Here is a 17,371-nt window from a genome sequence, read left to right as displayed (position 1 = left end):
GTGGTACAATCACTTTTGAGAAGGATAGTATCTTTTTTAGGAACTATACCTTAAGGTATGTTTTTTGGTTAACTGACAGTTACATATTGTACCGCTTGGAGCCGGGACGGACCGAGACGGAAGGATGATTTTTTTTGCCTTTCGGGTTTAACCGGAGGGCTTTTTAATTTTCCTGCGTCAGGTTGTGCCCACAGATCAATGGAGATGGGGTAAATAAGCAAAGGAGCTGGTATTTGTGACAAAACCGTCCATAGCTATCATCGGAGCCGGCAAAGTTGGCTGTGCCCTGGGATTGCTGCTTCATGACAGGGGCTATAAAATAGCCGCAGTGGCCAGCCGCAGAATTGAATCCGCCAGGGAACTGGCAGACCGTACCGGGGCCACGGCCCGGGTCAGGCCGGAAGAGGCCGCGGGGGAGGCCGATCTGGTATTTATAACTACTCCGGACAGGGAAATACCCCACATAAGTGAAATTATTGCCGAGCGGGGAGGATTCAGGGCCGGCCAGATTGTGGCCCATACCAGCGGCGCCCATCCCTCGGATGAACTGATCGGGGTAAAAGAGGCGGGAGCTTTTCCGGTTTCCATTCACCCGCTGCAGTCCTTTGCGGATGTAACCACGGCCATGGAAAACCTGCCGGGCTCCTATTTTGCCCTGGAGGGAGACAGCAGGGCCATGCCGGTGGCGGAGCGGATAGTGGCTGATCTTGAGGGCCGGGCTTTTAATATTAACGCCCGGGACAAGGCCTTGTACCACGCGGCCGCCTGCATAGCTTCAAATTACCTGGTTTCCCTGATGCATTTCAGCACGGGACTGTACAACCAGTTTGGATTATCCCGGGAAGAGGCCTTCGAGGCGTTATTCCCGTTAATTCAGGGAACAATTAATAATATCGCCAAGGTCGGCCCGGTTCAGGCCCTGACAGGTCCTGTTTCCAGGGGGGACGTACCCACCATTGCCGGTCATCTGCCCGCCCTGGCCGCCGTTGGCCGGGAAGAGGAGCAGCTGTACAGGCTTCTGGGCCGCTATACGGCCCGGGTAGCCCGGGAAAAAGGCAGCATTGACGATCAGCAGGCCTATAGGATCAACCAAACTTTGAAAGGGGATAAAATAGATGGAACGGGTAACTACAGCCTACTTCAGGAAAGCCAAAAAGGATGGAAAACCCATTACCATGCTGACCGCGTATGATTTCCCCATGGCCAAACTGGTGGATGCCGCGGGTATTGACGCCATACTGGTGGGGGACTCCATGGGCAATGTGGTGCTGGGGTACGGGTCCACCATACCGGTTACCATGGATGATATGGTGCACCACGTAAAAGCTGTTACCAGGGGGGTGTCCCGGGCTATGGTGGTTGGGGACATGCCGTTTCTTTCCTATCATCTCTCCCGGGAGGAAAGCGTTCGCAATGCCGGGCGCCTGCTTCAGGAGGGCGGCGCGCAGACAGTCAAACTGGAGGGCGGGGCCGAGGTGGCCGACGTCATCCGGGCCATGGTCAACGCCGGTATTCCGGTTATGGGCCATCTGGGATTGACTCCGCAGTCCGTCAACCAGCTTGGCGGGTATAAAGTTCAGGGCAAAGATGAAGCCACTGCCAGGAAATTAATTGAGGATGCCCTGGCCATTCAGGAGGCGGGTGTTTTCTCCGTGGTGCTTGAATGCGTTCCCACTGCCCTGGCCAGGCTGATCACCGAAAAGCTGGACATACCCACCATAGGCATAGGGGCGGGTCCTGTTTGTGACGGCCAGGTGCTGGTCGCCCACGACATGCTGGGATTGTACGGCGAGGGTTCCCCGAAGTTTGCCAAACGCTATGCACAGCTCAGCGATCAGATTACGGATGCCTTTAAAGCTTACCGCCAGGAAGTGGAAAGCAGAGCTTTCCCCGGCCCGGAGCATAGTTTCGGCATGGATGAGGAAATACTGGAGAAACTGTAATAAGACCGGGGTCAGGCTATTAACTTATTAACTTATTGCGTGCAATAAGTTAATAAGTTAATAGCCTGACCCCGTAGGAGGATACAGGATGCTGGTCTGCCGTAAAATAAGGGAAATCAGGGAGTTTGTCAGGGCGGAGAGGAAAAATGGCAAAACCATAGGCTTCGTTCCCACCATGGGCTACCTTCACCATGGGCATCAGATGCTGATGCGGGAGGCAAAGAAAGAATGCGACGTGGTGGTTATAAGCATATTCGTCAATCCCATGCAGTTCGGCCCCAATGAGGATCTGGACCGCTACCCCAGGGATTTTGAGAAGGATCATGCCCTGGCGGAAGAGGTTGGGGTTGACGCGGTATTCTATCCCCCGGTGGAGGAAATGTACCCTTCCGGCTATACCACCTATGTGGATTTAAACAGCCTTACGGACTGTCTTTGCGGCAAATCCAGGCCCGGTCATTTTCGCGGTGTGGCCACCGTGGTGACCAAGCTGTTCAATATAGTGCTCCCGGACAAAGCCTTTTTCGGTCAAAAGGATGCCCAGCAGGTACTGATCATTCGCCGTATGGCGGAGGATCTGAACATGCCTCTGGAGGTGGTGACCGTGCCCATAGTAAGGGAGGCGGACGGCCTGGCCATGAGTTCCCGTAATGTGTACCTCACGCCGGAGCAGAGAAGCAAGGCGGTTATTCTTCATAAAAGCCTTGAAGCCGCGGCAAAGGCAGTTGAAGAGGGAGAAAGGGATGCGCAAAAGATAGTATGCCTGGTAAGGGAAATGATTTCCTCCATCCCGGGTGCTCTGATAGATTATGTGGAATTAAGAAAATACTCCGATTTATCTCCGGCCGATTCCATGGATGGCCCGTCCCTGCTGGCTCTGGCGGTGAGATTCGGGCAAACCAGATTGATTGACAATACCGTTTTGGAGGTGTAGGTGTGCTGGTTAACATGTTTAAGTCAAAAATACACAGGGCCAGGGTTACGGAAGCCAATCTGAATTACATGGGCAGTATTACCATAGACAGCGCCCTGCTGGAAAAATCGGACATACTGCCAAATGAAAAGGTGCAGATAGTAAACAATAATAACGGGGCAAGGTTTGAGACCTATGTAATTCCCGGGCCAAAAAACTCCGGGGTAATATGTTTGAACGGCGCGGCGGCCCGTCTGGTGCAGCCGGGAGATACGGTTATCATTATTTCCTACTGCCTTCTCACCAGGGAGGAGGCAAAAAGTTTTAAACCCACGGTGGTAATGGTGGACCAGAACAACCGGGCGATGGAAATCCGGCAGGTGGAGCATCCCGGAGAAATAGGATAGTAATTGCGGTAAAATCCTTCCGGTTCTTTTGGCCCTTGACAATTTTCGCCCGGGGTGTTTAGAATAATTTCATGAGTCCGTGGAAAAGGGCTCTTTATGTCCGTATAATAAAGTATATAATGGCTTATTGTGGTAAAGGAGTTGTCAATAATGGACCAGGATAAGATTCAGCAGTTGATGGAAGAAATCAAAGTTTTAAAGAAACAGCGCCGGGCCATTATATTAAGCCACGTTTACCAGCGCCCTGAAATTCAGGAAGTGGCGGATTTTGTAGGAGATTCACTGGAACTATCCCGCCGGGCCGCGGAAACAGATGCCGAAGTCATTGTTTTTTGCGGCGTTCATTTTATGGCTGAAAGCGCTTTTATTTTATCTCCAGATAAAATTGTGCTGCTGCCCGAGCAGCAGGCGGGGTGCCCCATGGCCGACATGGTGGACGCCGCTTCATTAAAGGCCAGGAAAGAGAAAATGCCGGGGGCTGTGGTGGTCTGTTACGTGAACACTTCAGCGGAGGTAAAGGCTGAAAGCGACATTGCCTGCACTTCCGCCAACGCGGTTAAAGTAATCAACTCAATACCCCGGGACAAGCCAGTGCTTTTCATACCCGATAAGAACCTGGGGGACTATGTGGCCAAAAAATCGGGCAGGAATAACATAACCGTATGGGAAGGTTATTGCACCACCCATGAAAGACTTTCCCGGGCTGAAGTTGTTGCGGCGAAAGAGGAGCATCCCGGAGCGGAAGTACTGGTGCACCCGGAATGCCGGCCCGATGTTGTGGAACTTGCCGATGCGGTGGCCAGTACCACCGGCATGCTTCGTTACGCCGGGGAAAGTGCGGCAAATGAATTCATAATCTGTACGGAAAAGGGTATTTTGCATCAGTTCCACAAGAGATATCCGGATAAAAAGTTTTATCCCGCTTCGGACAAACTGGTTTGTCCCAACATGAAAGCAACCACTCTGGATAAGGTGCACCGCTCACTGGTTACCATGGAGCCGCAAATAACCGTGGCTCCGGAGATAAGAGAAAGGGCGCTTAATTGTCTGGAGAGGATGCTGGCTATAAAATAAGGGGGAAATATGATGGCCCCGTCATATGTGATGAATTTTGATACCCGGCAGTTGCCCCAGGATGAATACGAGTATGTAGTCATCGGGAGCGGCATAGCCGGGTTGTATACTGCATACGCGGCTAGCAGAAGCGGAGCGAGAGTGGTGCTTCTTACCAAGCACGCCGCGGATGACAGTAACACGGACAAGGCTCAGGGCGGTATAGCGGCGGCTTTGAGCACCTCGGACTCCCCGGAGCTGCACCTGGAGGACACGTTATCGGCGGGAGCAGGGCTTTGTGACCGGGAGGCCGTGAGTATTCTGGTTAATGAAGGACCGGACCGGGTTAGGGACCTTATTGAAATGGGGGCCAATTTTGACCGCAAAGACGGGAAATTTGCCCTTACCCGGGAGGGTGCCCACAGCCGCCGGCGAATACTGCATGCCAGCGGCGATGCCACCGGGGCGGAGATACAGAGGGCTTTGACCGAAAGGGTGCGCGGTGACGGCAATATCCGGGTGCTGGAAAATCATCTGGCTGTGGACCTGCTGGTTAAGGAAAACGTCTGCCACGGTGTGTTGGCCATGAATTGCCGGAACAACGATTTAAAAGTGTTTTGGGGCAAGGCGGTAATCCTGGCCACCGGAGGGCTGGGCCAGCTGTATGAACACAGCACCAACCCCGATGTGGCCACCGGTGACGGCATTGCCATTGCTTACAGGGCCGGGGCGGAGGTTATGGACATGGAATTTATCCAGTTCCATCCCACCGTATTGTATTTGCCCGGGGCTCCAAGATTTCTCATATCGGAGGCTGTGCGCGGGGAAGGGGCTTATCTTAGAAACAGGTACGGAGACCGTTTTATGCCGCGTTATCATCCCCTGGCTGAATTGGCCCCCAGGGATATTGTGGTGCGGGCTATTCTGTCCGAAATGGATACAACCGCTTCCCAGAGAGTATTTTTAGATCTGTCTCATTTGCCCGTGGACTTGATTAACGAAAGATTTCCCACCATAATGAAAACATGCGCCAGTTATGGGCTGGACATTACCAGCGAGCCAATACCCGTGGCGCCCTTTGCCCATTACATGATGGGCGGGGTAAAGACAAACCTGAACGGTGAAACCAGCATTAACGGCCTGTACGCCTGCGGTGAAACAGCCTGCCTGGGCGTTCACGGGGCCAATCGGCTGGCCAGTAATTCCCTGCTGGACGGCCTGGTTTTTGGCGGGCGTATTGTGGAGTGGGTTAAAAAGAGGAATATCGATTTCCGGGACAATAAGTGTTATTTTATTAACGAACAATTATTGCCGCAATCAAGTGAAAGTGAAATAGATTACACCACCGTGCGCAAGGATATAAAAGTGCTTATGTCGCAGTACGCAGGCCCTGTGCGAACCGCCCAGGGATTGCTGAAGGCTCTGGGGACACTGGAAGGTATGGGCTACATAAACCGCTATAACGCAGTCAGCCCCTTCGAGATTGAAGTGAAAAACATGCTTGAAGTGGGACATCTTGTGGCCGAGGCGGCGCTAATGCGAACAGAAAGCCGTGGCGGCCATTACCGGATGGATTTTCCCCAGCCGGTGGAAAGATGGCTAAAACACGTAATAATCCGCAGATAGTTTTACGGCGCCCGTATACCGGGCGACCCTAAAGGAAATAAGATAACAATAAAGTGTTTCAAGGAGGTTTTCCCCCGTGCAGAAGGATGTTGTAATTAAAGAGATTGTTGATCGGGCCCTGCTGGAGGATATTGGCACCGGGGATATAACCACGGAGAGTATAGTACCAGAAGGGTACACCACTATAGGCTTTATCCAGGCTAAGGAAAATGGGGTGGTGGCCGGTCTTTTCGTTGCCGAGGCTGTTTTTCGTCATCTGAACGGTGATATTTCCTTCCAGCCCAGGGCCAGGGACGGCGAAAGGGTTGAAAAAGGACAACTGCTGGCCAGGGTGGAGGGAGACGCCCGGGCGGTTTTAACCGGGGAAAGGGTAGCCCTTAACTTTTTACAGAGGATGTCCGGCATTGCCACTAAAACGAACTATCTTGCCTCCCTGATCAAAAATGAAAAGGCCCGCCTGGTGGATACCAGGAAGACCACTCCGGGATTGCGCATACTGGAAAAATACGCTGTAAGGGTTGGCGGGGGTTATAATCACCGCTTTGGTTTATACGACGCCGTGTTGATCAAAGACAATCACATTAAGGTTGCCGGCAGCATTGCCCGGGCTGTGGAACTTGCCCGGGAAGCGGCTTTCTTTTCCATGAAGATAGAGGTGGAAGTGGAAACCCTGGAGGGCGTTCAGCAAGCGTTAAAAGCCGGGGCGGACATAATAATGCTTGACAATATGGATGTTGAAAACATGAGCCGGGCGGTTGAGCTTGTGGACGGCCGGGCGCTGCTGGAGGCATCCGGCGGGATTAACGAAGAAACCATAATAGCTGTGGCTAAAACAGGCATTGACTATATATCCGTCGGCTCCATCACCCATTCCTTCAGATCATTGGATATAAGCCTGGATATCGGGGAAATGAAACCAATTCCGGGATATTTGTCAAATATTAAATAACCTTTTGTGAGTCAAGGGGACGGTTCCTGACTGAACTTGTTGAGTCAGGAGAACTGTCCCCTTGACTCATTGTTAACCTTAAAAATATTTTGATGTTGACGAAGTGTCCCCGGAAACATAAAATTACTTTAAACGCAAAAGTACGGGTGATAGAGTGAAAAACGCTGTTTTAAGATTGCTCAGGGAGAATTCCCCCGGCTACATTTCCGGTGAGGAAATATGCAAACGCATGGGTGTTTCCCGGACCGCGATATGGAAGCATATTCAGGCCTTAAGGGCCGAGGGTTACGATATAGATTCCCAGACCCACTCGGGCTACCGTCTTGTGGCCGTTCCGGACCGTTTGTACCCGGAGGAAATATATTGCGGGCTGGAGTCGGTTATTCTGGGAAGAAATGTTTATTATTTTGACAGTACCGCATCCACTAACCAGGCAGCCAGGGAAATAGCTGCCGGGGGGGGAGCGGAGGGCACCCTGGTGGTGGCCGAGGAACAGACCGGAGGCAGGGGACGCATGGGCCGGGGGTGGTATGCTCCCCGCTATCTGGGGATTTTTTGTTCGTTGATACTTCGTCCTGAATTACCTCCCACCGAGGCCCCGCCGGTAACCATGCTGGCGGCGGTGGCCCTGGCCAGGGCCATTCAGGAGGTTTGCCATATAAAGGCGGGCATTAAGTGGCCAAATGATATACTGATCGGCGGTAAAAAGCTCTGCGGCATTCTGACGGAAATGAGTGCGGAAATGGAGCGTCTGAATTATCTGGTGGTGGGAATGGGGGTGAATGTCAACACTGCGGATTTTCCCGGGGAATTAAAGGAGATAGCCACTTCACTGAAAATAGAAACCGGCGCCTTTGTATCCAGGCGCCTTCTGCTGCAAAGACTTCTGTATCAATTTGAACAGTTGTACCGCGTCTGGTTGGATAAAGGATTTAAACCCGTGCTTGCGGAGTGGAAGGAATACTGTGTAACCTTAAATTGCCCGGTCCGGGTTACATCCGTCAGAGAAACCCTGGAGGGCTGGGCGGAAGATGTGGACGATACCGGCGCCCTTTTGCTGAGATTACCGGATGGAACACTAAAACAACTGGTGGCCGGGGAAGTGTCCCTTAGAACCCAATAAGGCCGTGTTGAACACGGCTATTTGCCGCTCTGTTTGTTAACCTATTAGAGTGGATGTGTTGACAATTGCTCCTGATTCCCTCTGCGGCGGATTTGGCCCGGCGCGGCAGCTATTATACATAAAATTTTTTACACGGAGGTTATGTTTTATGAAGTTTTCAGCCCGGGACATTATTCTGGGGGCGATGTTTGCCTCACTGGCGGTGGTTGCGGCCCTGTTGCTGCGCTTTCTGGGGTCCGCCATCGTACCTTTTAGCCTGGTTCCCTTTGTGGCTTTGCTGGCAGGAGCCATGCTCGGCGGCAGACTGGGGGCCATGAGTATTCTGGTTTACGTGCTGATGGGGCTGTTGGGGCTGCCGGTGTTTGAAAAGCCGCCCTACGGCGGCCCGGCGTACGTTCTTCAACCCACCTTCGGCTTTTTGCTGGGATTTATTTTAGCAGCCTATGTTACCGGGAAATTGATACCCGCGGGTGGTGACGCCGGACTGTTTCGCTATATTGCCGCTTCACTGGCAGGGGTGGCGGTTTATTATCTGGTGGGGCTGCCCTATTTGTACTTGATACTCAATCTCTATCTGGGCAAGGCCTTATCCGCCATGGCGGTTATTAAAATTGGCTTCATACCCTTTGTGGGGGCGGATATCGTCAAGGCCGCCCTGGCCTCCGGGCTGGCCCGGGCGGTGGCCAGAAGGTTGAGGGCGGTTTAGCCGGCGGCTATAAATATTGCTTATAACCGCTTGCTTTGGTAGAATTGCAGCATGAGCTTAGAGCAAAGCGGGGGAGAGATATGATTTTAGTATTTGATATTGGCAACACCAATATGGTGCTGGGGGTTTATGACGGTGAAAAACTGGTTGCCCACTGGCGCATCACCACATACCCCCAGCGCACGGATGACGAATACGGCATGCTGCTGCGCTCTCTTTTTGACAGTTCCTGCATATCCATGCAAAAGGTCAGGGCGCTGGTGATATCCTCCGTGGTGCCGCCCCTGATGCTTTCCCTGGAAAGCATGTCCAGAAAATATTTTGGTGTCTCCCCAATGGTGGTGGGGCCCGGGATTAAAACAGGCATATCCATAAAATATGAAAACCCCAGGGAGGTTGGGGCGGACAGGATAGTCAACGCCCTGGCGGGGTATGAATTATACGGGGGGCCCCTGGTCATTGTGGATTTCGGCACCGCCACCACCTTTTGCGCCGTATCCGCCAGGGGAGAATACCTGGGTGGTGCCATCGCTCCGGGGATTGGCATCTCCACGGACGCTCTTTTCGCCCGGGCCGCAAAGCTGCCCAGGGTGGAGCTGGTCAAGCCTCCCACGGTGATAGGCAAAAATACCGTTTGCAGCATGCAGTCGGGAATTATTTACGGTTTCGCGGGCCAGGTGGATGCCATTGTGGGCCGCATGAAAAGGGAGATGCAGTCGGATCCACTGGTTGTTGCCACCGGCGGGCTGGCAGAATTAATTTCCCGGGAGTCTTCCACCATAAACAAGGTGGACCCGCTGCTCACCCTGACCGGATTAAGACTGATTTACGAGAGAAATCAATAATTGCCCGGAGGATGTCATATGAATATTGGAGGTGTCAGGTTGGCCAACCCGGTGATTTCAGCCCCCATGGCCGGGGTCACGGATCAGGCCTACCGCACCCTGGCCCGGGAAGCCGGGTGTGGCCTGGTATGCACCGAGATGGTAAGCGACCAGGCCTTGATTTATGGTAATTCCAAAACATATACCATACTGGGCACCGGCGACGAACCACGCCCGCTGGCCGTGCAGATATTCGGCTCCAATCCGGAATATATGGCCAGGGCGGCGGCGCTGGTGGAGGAGCGGGGCGCGTCCATAATTGATATAAACATGGGCTGTCCCACTCCCAAAATAGTGCGCAACGGGGAGGGTTCGGCCCTGATGAAAAATCCCCGCCTGGCGGAGCGGATTGTCAGGGCGGTGGCGGGGGCCGTTTCCGTGCCGGTAACGGCAAAAATAAGAAAGGGCTGGGACGACCTGTCGGTAAACGCGGTGGAATTCGCGCAAATATTGGAGGAGGCCGGGGTTTCCGCCATTACCGTGCACGGGCGCACCAGGGAGCAGTTCTATAGCGGCAGGGCGGATTGGGATATTATCCGGAGGGTGAGGGAAGCGGTTAAAATTCCGGTTATAGGCAACGGTGATATCCGCAGCGGCCCTGATGCCCTGGCCATGATCAAGCGGACCGGCTGCCCGGGGGTAATGATTGGACGGGCCTCCATGGGCAACCCCTGGGTATTCGCCGAGGCTGTTCATTACCTGGCCACCGGTGAAATACCGCCGCCGCCTGGTACCGGTGAAAAAATCGCCACGGCGCTCCGGCACCTGGAACTGCTGGTGAAGTATAAGGGTGAATACATTGGCGTCAGGGAGATGAGAAAACATGCCGCCTGGTATTTAAAAGGAATGCCCGGCGCGGCCAAACTTAGGGATCAGATTAACCGGGTGGGGACCGAAAGGGAAATGAGGGAGATGTTCTGCCGGCTGCTGCCCGGCAATTTAACGGCGGCTAACGATACTGTAATGATTGCCGTTAGCAAAATAAATATAAACGGCATAGAGTAATTTAAGAATTTTACTTTAAAGTCTGAATTCTTACGGGATTTGTAAAGGGAGAAGGGAATGATGACTGTGGCGGTGGCCATTTTCAACGGGCTTTTGAATGTCAATACGCTTCGTAACGTTGCAGGGTTGAATCAAGGGATGAATTCAAACGTTGGCTGGACTTATTATTCTAAAACAAACGATATTCTTTCCCAAACCGCCGGCAATTTGAATTTTATCCCCGTTATTAAAAATATTCTGCTGGATCCCGACGTGGTTGACAGCACTAATACCAATGCCGGCGGGAACAGCCCCACAGCGGGAACAATCACCGAGGTTATTTAATTTTTACCGGCCTTTGCCAATCCTCGCCGGAGTTTGTATTTAATTTAAGCAGGGTGGATGATGGTATGGAAATGCTAATCTGCAACGGCTCTATTCATATTAACGAGATTCGAAATAACGCCGGCATGAGCCAGGGCAAAAATATCGCCAACGGGTGGAGCTATTATTCAAAAACGAACTCAGCCATTGGCCAGATAGCCGGTAACAGGAACACGCTGCCCACGGGACTGAACTTCTTAAATGATTGCGATTACTTTGATACAATCATGACCAACGCCGGGGGAAACAGTTCCACCTCCGGCTCCATTATTGAGACCGGCAGGGAGGAAGACGTGCTGGTGGATTCCAATTTGCACGGAGCACCCTTTAAAAATGTGTAACGACACAAAACCATGTCCGTAAAAAGGGCATGGTTTTTTTATGGAAATCCGCCTCTGAAAACCCACGGGCGTGTCCCGTGGGATGATAGAGGCATCGAAGTAGTAGATGCCCATGGACCGGGTCGGGGCTATTAGCCCTGTAGCTCATGAAGGGACCTAAGACCTTGATTTTGCCGGGCGGTTCTCGTTGAAATGAGAAGCCTCCGGGTTCGTCCCGGAGGAGGATCACTTGATAAATTGTACCTGAATAGTTTCAAAGGGATCGTGCAGAATTTTTGTCAATCTTATTTCCAGTACCCCGTGCCGGTAGGTAGCCCTGGCATCCCTGGAGGATACGGAAGCCGGCAGGTTAATATTGCGGCTGAACTTTCCCGTGCGCCTTTCCTGCCGGTGTTTTTTTGTTTCCTGCAGTATTTCCGTTCCATGGTTTAATTCGCCTTCGATTTTTAATGTGTTTCCTTTAATCTTTAGGTTGATGCCCCGGGCATCCTGCAGGCCGGGTATTTCCGCGGACACGATTACTTCGGCGGCTGTTTCTTCAATATTTACCGGCGGCCACAGGTTAAATCCGAAGTGCTTCAGCATGTCCATGTTTTTTTCCATATCAAACCCGGCCACATTTTGGAAAAACTCCTTTTCGAATATGTCTTCCAGGTAATCAAAAGGATTAAAATTTTTAACCATTGCTATGACTTCCCCCCAGCTTCCGGATCCGGTTTGCGGCAGGCTTTTATGATTATCGGCCCCGCAGGCCGACAGTGTTTATTAAACAGGTTATTCAGCCCGTTGCTTTTTGTGCGTTTGCTTCTAACACCATTTAACTCCAGCCTTCATAACATTTATGATACGGATGGCCGGAAAGGGTGGTGGAATTGATATGGGCGTTTCTTTGCAGATTAATATTCATACCATAAGGATAGCTGATGTGGATACCGGCTCGGCGGTAGCCATAGGTTACAATTATTTTTATGATTGGCAGACATGCAGTAAGACCAATAACGGTTTTGGCCGCCTGAGCGGGGATGGGAACGGCTTTAAAGAATCAGCCTTCCGGGTGGACGACAACGATGTTCAGGACATGTTGTGCGGAGAGCTTCCTGACGACTCATTAATTAGTAAAGCTTTGGAATGAGAAAGGGGTGCCGGGATGAAATTATACCTTGGCAGGCTTGAACTGGGCAGCATTCAGAACAATGCCGGTGTTTTTTACGGGCGCAACAGCCTGCAGGGCTGGCAGACCCGCAGTAAAGGCAATGCCACTCTGGGCCGGGTGAACGGAGACAGTAATTACATAGCCAGCCGGCTAAATTTTTTGCATGACCAGGATGTATTTGACATGTTTGTTAATCAGCGCCCGGCGGATTGACAGACAGCGAAAAAAAGTGCCGCGCACCGGCCTTAATAACCGGTGGCTAAATGTTTAACGGGAGTCCGTGAAGGGCTCCCGTGTTTTATATTGTATCGCTCCTGTAAATATTAATGACATGTTAATCAAACAATATTATGATTTTATGACGCTTTGGCCCTTTTGACTTGTGTGAGTTGGAAACCTTTGCTAAAATAATTTGTACACATTATTGTGCACATATGATTTTTAATTTTATAGGTAATATGTAGGAGATATTTGGCTATGAATATTTGGCGCCTGGGAGACAAGGTGGTCAGCAAGGACAAAATAGATCATATTATTGAAAGGGCTTTTGAACTTCGAGCCAGGGGAATGTCCCAAACGGAGGTGGCCGGGCGTCTTGGGGTGGACAGGACAATGATATGCCGCCTGGAAAGCCTGGGGGAGATAAGAAAGGGCAGAAAACTGGCGGTAATCGGCTTTCCCGTTAAAAACAAGGAGGAGGTTTATACGGCCCTGGCCCGGGAAGGGGTGGACTATATTTTTCTTCTTACCGAGGAAGAACGTTGGGACTTTCTGGGACAAAAAAGCGGTTTGGAACTGCTGAACACTATTATGGACATGATAACCATGGCGCATACTTTCGATCAAATAGTGGTATTAGGATCGAATAAACGGATTAAGATAATAGAGGCTGTACTGGACAAGGAAATTGTAGGTTACGAAATAGGCCAGTCGCCGATACAGGAGGACAAGTATGTTGATACGGATGAAATCACCCGGCTGATAAGGGCTATCAAACAATAACCGGATTCGGAAGAAGGGATATTTAATTGGAAAAATTCGCCTTTATTATTCACCCGCTGGAAGTAAAGGACGTGGCCCGAAAATTCGCTTTTACCCGCTATTTACCGGAGCATGTGGTGGAAAATGTTTTCCGGCTGGTTCCTCCCATGAAGGTGTCCGACATAACCGGTATAAGTACACCGCACAGCCAGGCCGAGGGATGGTTTGTAACCTGCCCCCTGACTGCCAGACAAATGATCGGCCTGCCCGAAAAATATGTGCTGGCCAAAATTATCCAGTCCGGGAAATTGGCTGAGAAACTCGGGGCAAAAATTGTGGGATTGGGAGCCTTTACCTCGGTGGTGGGTGATGCCGGTTACACCATCGCCAAAAATTTAAATATTGCCGTAACCACGGGAAACAGTTTTACGGTGGCCACTGCCGTTGAGGGGGCCAAGCAGGCTGCCAAATTGATGGGGCACAATTTAGAAAATGTTCACGTTGTGGTGCTGGGCGCCACCGGCTCCATCGGCAAAGTGTGTTCAATGATGATGGCCGGGGAAGTTAGAAATATGACCCTGGTGGCCAGGAACAAAAAGCCCCTGGAGGAATTGGCGGAAAAAATTCTATACCGGACGGGACTATCCGTGGGTATAACCTCGGATGTAAAAGCGGCCCTGAAAAAGGCCCATATAGTCATAGCCGTTACCAGTTCCGTGGATACCATTATCGGCCCGGAGGATTTAATGCCCGGGGCAGTGGTCTGTGATGTTTCCCGTCCCCGCAATGTCAGCAGGCAAGTGGCCCTGGAAAGGGATGACGTGCTGGTGGTGGAGGGAGGGGTGGTGGAAGTGCCGGGGGATGTTAACTTTAATTTCAATTTCGGTTTCCCGCCCAAAATGGCCTACGCCTGCATGGCAGAGACAATGATCCTGGCACTGGAGGGCAAATACGAAAGTTTTTCCCTGGGCAGGGATTTAACCATTGAGCAAATAAGAGAAATATCCGCCCTGGCACAGAAACACGGCTTCAGGCTGGCGGGTTTTCGCAGCTTTGAAAGGGCGATAACAATGGGGGAAATAGAAAAAATAAAGAAAAACGCCCTGGGCAAAGGTTTAAAAGTAGTTTAATAATGTACCTTGACAAAAAGGTGTTAACTTCATATAATGTTTTGGAAGGTTAACCCAAATGCCTCCAGCACTGCGAGTCTTGTCTTGCAGTGCTTTAAATCTAGTTGGGGGTTTTTCGGCGATTACCTTTTTTAACCTCGAAGGTTTTTGAATAATACGAGGTAAAAAACATATATTGTTCAGTAAGTTTTAACTCAGGGAAAACAAGGAGATAACGAATGAAAGAAAAAGAAACTATTTTAACTATTGAGGGTTTAAAAAAGCTGGAGGAAGAACTGGAACAGTATAAAACCGTCAAGAGGCGGGAGGTAGCCCAGCGCATCAAGCAGGCTATAGAATTTGGCGACATCAGTGAGAACTCCGAATATGAAGATGCCAAAAACGAGCAGGCCTTTATTGAGGGGCGGATTCTTACCCTTGAGAAAATGCTGCGAAACGCAAAAATTATCGACGACGAGAATATTGGCACCGACGAGGTTTCCCTGGGCTCCACGGTGATATTAAAGGATATGGAATACGGTGACGATGTGGAGTACACAATCGTGGGCTCCATAGAGGCCGACCCGGAAAAGAGCAGAATATCCAATGAATCCCCCGTGGGTAAAGCCATACTGGGACAGCGCAAGGGCAGCGTGGTGGAAGTGAACGTGCCCGCGGGGGTTTTAAAGTATCAAATTGTCGACATTATCAGGAGATAGTATGTTCCGACTGTCTGGAGGTTTTTAGTATGACGGAAAAAGAAAAACCCGAAACCAATATGACTCCTCCAGGGGAAACCCTGGAGGATATTAATGAATTAATGAAAGTACGCCTGGAGAAACTGGCGGAAATAAGGGAGAAAGGCATAGAGCCCTATGGCGAAAAATTTCTGCGGACACATGTCGCCACTGAAATAACCGGCAATTTTGAAGCCATGGAGGGCCAGGAAGTACGGCTGGCCGGCAGGATTATGTCCAGGCGGATTCAGGGCAAGGCCGGATTTGCCCATATTCAGGATTCCTCGGGAAGGGTGCAGGTTTACGCCAGGCTCAATGATATCGGGCAGGATGCTTACGAGCTTTTTACCAAACTTGATATAGGCGATATAATTGGAGTGGCGGGGAAGGTTTTTAAAACCAGGATGGGTGAAATAACCGTATCCATAGCGGAATTTACCCTGCTTTCCAAGTCCTTGCGTCCGCTGCCGGAGAAGTGGCACGGGCTAAAGGATGTGGAGCTGCGTTACCGGCAGCGCTATGTGGACCTTATAGTAAATCCCGAAGTGAAAGAAACCTTTGTTCTTAGAAGCAAAATCGTGCATTCCATTAGAAAGTACATGGAGAGAAAAGGTTTCCTGGAAGTGGAGACTCCCATGATGCACCCCATAGCCGGTGGTGCCGCCGCCAGGCCTTTCATAACTCATCACAATACCCTGGACATGAAGCTTTACATGAGAATAGCCCCTGAGCTTTATCTGAAGCGATTGCTGGTGGGCGGATTTGACAGGGTATATGAAATCAACAGAAATTTTCGCAACGAAGGCATTTCCACCAAGCACAACCCTGAGTTTACAATGCTGGAGTTGTACCAGGCTTATGCCGACTATAAAGATATGATGGAGCTGACCGAGGAGCTTATATCTAACATTGCCACGGAAGTTCTGGGGACAAGCCTTATTACCTATCAGGGAACGGAGATAAACCTGACTCCACCCTGGGCGAAACTTCCCATGCTGGAGGCTGTAAAGCTACACAGCGGCCTTGATTTTTCCGCCTTGAAGGGTGATGGGGAGGCGTATCGCGCCGCCAGGGAGATAGGTCTGGAAGTTGAGCCTTCAGATTCCTGGGGAACAATATTAAACAAGGTGTTTGAAGAAAAGGTGGAACCAAAGCTAATTCAGCCTACATTCATTATAGATTATCCCCTGGAAATCTCCCCTCTGGCCAAAAAGCAAAGCGAACAGCCGGAATTGACCTACCGTTTTGAACTATTTATTTACGGCAGGGAAATGGCCAATGCTTTTTCCGAATTGAATGACCCCATTGACCAGAAGGAACGCTTCCGCGGCCAGGTGGAAAAGAGGCAAGCCGGGGACGACGAGGCTCATATGATGGATGAAGATTATATAAACGCTCTGGAATACGGAATGCCTCCCGCGGGCGGTGAGGGTATAGGCATTGACCGTCTGGTGATGCTGCTTACCGATTCATCCTCTATTAGGGATGTTATTCTGTTTCCGCTTATGCGGCCCAGGGAATGAGGCAGGCGCCGGAAGACCGTGTGCCGCTTAAAGACCGGCGCGGTGTGAAGGGTTAAGCCGCATGGGGGTGGAGCGTACCGGTTGGTCAGGGGTTGAGGGGACATACCCCCTTAACAGAGAATTAAGGCGGCCAGGAAGGTGTGTCCCCTGACATTGAAGTGCCGGCCCGGATTTTAGCGGCCCTGAAGGTATTGTTAAATTATTGGATTTACCTTAAATTACCTGTTGATCGACATAATATGCTATGATAATATTATAAACGTCGCCGCCGCAATGGTGGCAGACGCAGGCAAACCAGGTAAAATGTACTTGTTGAATTTGCCGTTGAAAAATGTTAACATCAATACTTGCCGGTGATTACGGCAATGTTGTAAAAGTCGGTACAACGAAAAAAAGATTGACATAAACAGACCGATGTGTTAACATAATTAATGCTCTGACGGTGACATGTTCACCGAGCCGGTCCTTGAAAACTAAACAGTAAAGCAAGATGGATTAATGGTAAAACCATAATCCTCGTCAAAGCAACAAGCCAAGCGAGGTAAACGAGCTAAA

The 17,371-nt window shown here is 50.8% G+C and carries 20 protein-coding genes; 19 read left to right on the top strand and 1 reads right to left on the bottom strand.

The window, feature by feature from the left end; all coding sequences use genetic code 11:
* Window positions 1-235: 235 nt before the first annotated feature.
* From DCCM_RS01150 to DCCM_RS01090, 13 genes are all read left to right on the top strand, one after another.
* The gene (locus DCCM_RS01150; RefSeq protein ID WP_104370635.1) at window positions 236-1,192 is read left to right on the top strand and encodes a Rossmann-like and DUF2520 domain-containing protein; all 957 of its coding nucleotides are present in this window, start codon (window positions 236-238) and stop codon (window positions 1,190-1,192) included.
* Window positions 1,116-1,943 (top strand): 3-methyl-2-oxobutanoate hydroxymethyltransferase, encoded by an 828-nt coding sequence (panB, locus tag DCCM_RS01145; protein WP_104370634.1) that lies wholly within the window; start codon window positions 1,116-1,118, stop codon window positions 1,941-1,943. The genes DCCM_RS01150 and panB overlap by 77 nt, the downstream gene beginning before the upstream one ends.
* Before the next feature lie 88 nt (window positions 1,944-2,031).
* Entirely contained in the window at window positions 2,032-2,877 is an 846-nt protein-coding gene (panC, locus tag DCCM_RS01140) for a pantoate--beta-alanine ligase (protein WP_104370633.1), read from the top strand.
* Window positions 2,878-2,879: 2 nt separating this feature from the next.
* On the top strand, window positions 2,880-3,263 hold the full coding sequence (gene panD / locus DCCM_RS01135; protein ID WP_104370632.1) for an aspartate 1-decarboxylase: 384 nt from the start codon (window positions 2,880-2,882) through the stop codon (window positions 3,261-3,263).
* Between the two features lie 150 nt (window positions 3,264-3,413).
* Window positions 3,414-4,337 carry a quinolinate synthase NadA gene (gene nadA / locus DCCM_RS01130; RefSeq protein ID WP_174705127.1) on the top strand — a complete coding sequence of 308 codons (924 nt, stop codon included), beginning with the start codon at window positions 3,414-3,416 and terminating at the stop codon, window positions 4,335-4,337.
* Between the two features lie 12 nt (window positions 4,338-4,349).
* On the top strand, window positions 4,350-5,942 hold the full coding sequence (nadB, locus tag DCCM_RS01125) for an L-aspartate oxidase (RefSeq protein ID WP_104370631.1): 1,593 nt from the start codon (window positions 4,350-4,352) through the stop codon (window positions 5,940-5,942).
* 76 nt (window positions 5,943-6,018) lie between these two features.
* Window positions 6,019-6,891: a carboxylating nicotinate-nucleotide diphosphorylase gene (gene nadC, locus DCCM_RS01120; protein ID WP_104370630.1), complete on the top strand. Its 873-nt coding sequence runs from the start codon at window positions 6,019-6,021 to the stop codon at window positions 6,889-6,891.
* A gap of 154 nt (window positions 6,892-7,045) precedes the next feature.
* The gene (locus tag DCCM_RS01115) at window positions 7,046-8,014 is read left to right on the top strand and encodes a biotin--[acetyl-CoA-carboxylase] ligase (protein ID WP_104370629.1); all 969 of its coding nucleotides are present in this window, start codon (window positions 7,046-7,048) and stop codon (window positions 8,012-8,014) included.
* Window positions 8,015-8,162: 148 nt separating this feature from the next.
* Window positions 8,163-8,720 carry a biotin transporter BioY gene (locus DCCM_RS01110; RefSeq protein WP_104370628.1) on the top strand — a complete coding sequence of 186 codons (558 nt, stop codon included), beginning with the start codon at window positions 8,163-8,165 and terminating at the stop codon, window positions 8,718-8,720.
* A gap of 80 nt (window positions 8,721-8,800) precedes the next feature.
* Window positions 8,801-9,565: a type III pantothenate kinase gene (locus DCCM_RS01105; protein WP_104370627.1), complete on the top strand. Its 765-nt coding sequence runs from the start codon at window positions 8,801-8,803 to the stop codon at window positions 9,563-9,565.
* Window positions 9,566-9,583: 18 nt separating this feature from the next.
* Entirely contained in the window at window positions 9,584-10,609 is a 1,026-nt protein-coding gene (dusB, locus tag DCCM_RS01100; protein ID WP_104370626.1) for a tRNA dihydrouridine synthase DusB, read from the top strand.
* Between the two features lie 57 nt (window positions 10,610-10,666).
* Window positions 10,667-10,933 carry a hypothetical protein gene (locus DCCM_RS01095; protein WP_128739040.1) on the top strand — a complete coding sequence of 89 codons (267 nt, stop codon included), beginning with the start codon at window positions 10,667-10,669 and terminating at the stop codon, window positions 10,931-10,933.
* A gap of 65 nt (window positions 10,934-10,998) precedes the next feature.
* On the top strand, window positions 10,999-11,313 hold the full coding sequence (locus DCCM_RS01090; protein ID WP_174705126.1) for a hypothetical protein: 315 nt from the start codon (window positions 10,999-11,001) through the stop codon (window positions 11,311-11,313).
* Window positions 11,314-11,538: 225 nt separating this feature from the next.
* On the opposite strand, the gene DCCM_RS01085 is transcribed toward DCCM_RS01090, so the two are convergent.
* Entirely contained in the window at window positions 11,539-11,997 is a 459-nt protein-coding gene (locus tag DCCM_RS01085) for an Hsp20/alpha crystallin family protein (RefSeq protein ID WP_104370624.1), read from the bottom strand.
* Between the two features lie 193 nt (window positions 11,998-12,190).
* Here DCCM_RS01085 and DCCM_RS01080 point away from each other — a divergent pair, with 193 nt between their 5' ends.
* The 6 genes from DCCM_RS01080 (at window position 12,191) to lysS (ending at window position 16,816) form a co-directional block, all read left to right on the top strand.
* The gene (locus tag DCCM_RS01080; protein ID WP_104370623.1) at window positions 12,191-12,445 is read left to right on the top strand and encodes a hypothetical protein; all 255 of its coding nucleotides are present in this window, start codon (window positions 12,191-12,193) and stop codon (window positions 12,443-12,445) included.
* A gap of 15 nt (window positions 12,446-12,460) precedes the next feature.
* Window positions 12,461-12,679 (top strand): hypothetical protein, encoded by a 219-nt coding sequence (locus DCCM_RS01075; RefSeq protein ID WP_104370622.1) that lies wholly within the window; start codon window positions 12,461-12,463, stop codon window positions 12,677-12,679.
* 264 nt (window positions 12,680-12,943) lie between these two features.
* A complete protein-coding gene (locus DCCM_RS01070) occupies window positions 12,944-13,468 on the top strand; it encodes a helix-turn-helix domain-containing protein (RefSeq protein ID WP_104370621.1) in 525 nt (174 codons plus the stop codon).
* Between the two features lie 26 nt (window positions 13,469-13,494).
* Complete coding sequence (locus DCCM_RS01065) at window positions 13,495-14,577, top strand: shikimate dehydrogenase (RefSeq protein WP_104370620.1); 1,083 nt, start codon at window positions 13,495-13,497, stop codon at window positions 14,575-14,577.
* Between the two features lie 218 nt (window positions 14,578-14,795).
* Window positions 14,796-15,275, top strand: coding sequence for a transcription elongation factor GreA (greA, locus tag DCCM_RS01060; RefSeq protein ID WP_104370619.1), 480 nt, complete (start codon window positions 14,796-14,798; stop codon window positions 15,273-15,275).
* Between the two features lie 29 nt (window positions 15,276-15,304).
* Window positions 15,305-16,816 carry a lysine--tRNA ligase gene (gene lysS, locus DCCM_RS01055; RefSeq protein ID WP_104370618.1) on the top strand — a complete coding sequence of 504 codons (1,512 nt, stop codon included), beginning with the start codon at window positions 15,305-15,307 and terminating at the stop codon, window positions 16,814-16,816.
* Window positions 16,817-17,371 lie beyond the last annotated feature (555 nt).

It is taken from the genome of Desulfocucumis palustris (assembly GCF_002933875.1).
In the GTDB taxonomy this organism is placed as follows: domain Bacteria; phylum Bacillota; class Desulfotomaculia; order Desulfotomaculales; family Desulfocucumaceae; genus Desulfocucumis; species Desulfocucumis palustris.
The sequence above is the reverse complement of the archived record's forward strand: the minus strand, read 5'-3'. Positions and strand labels throughout refer to the sequence as shown.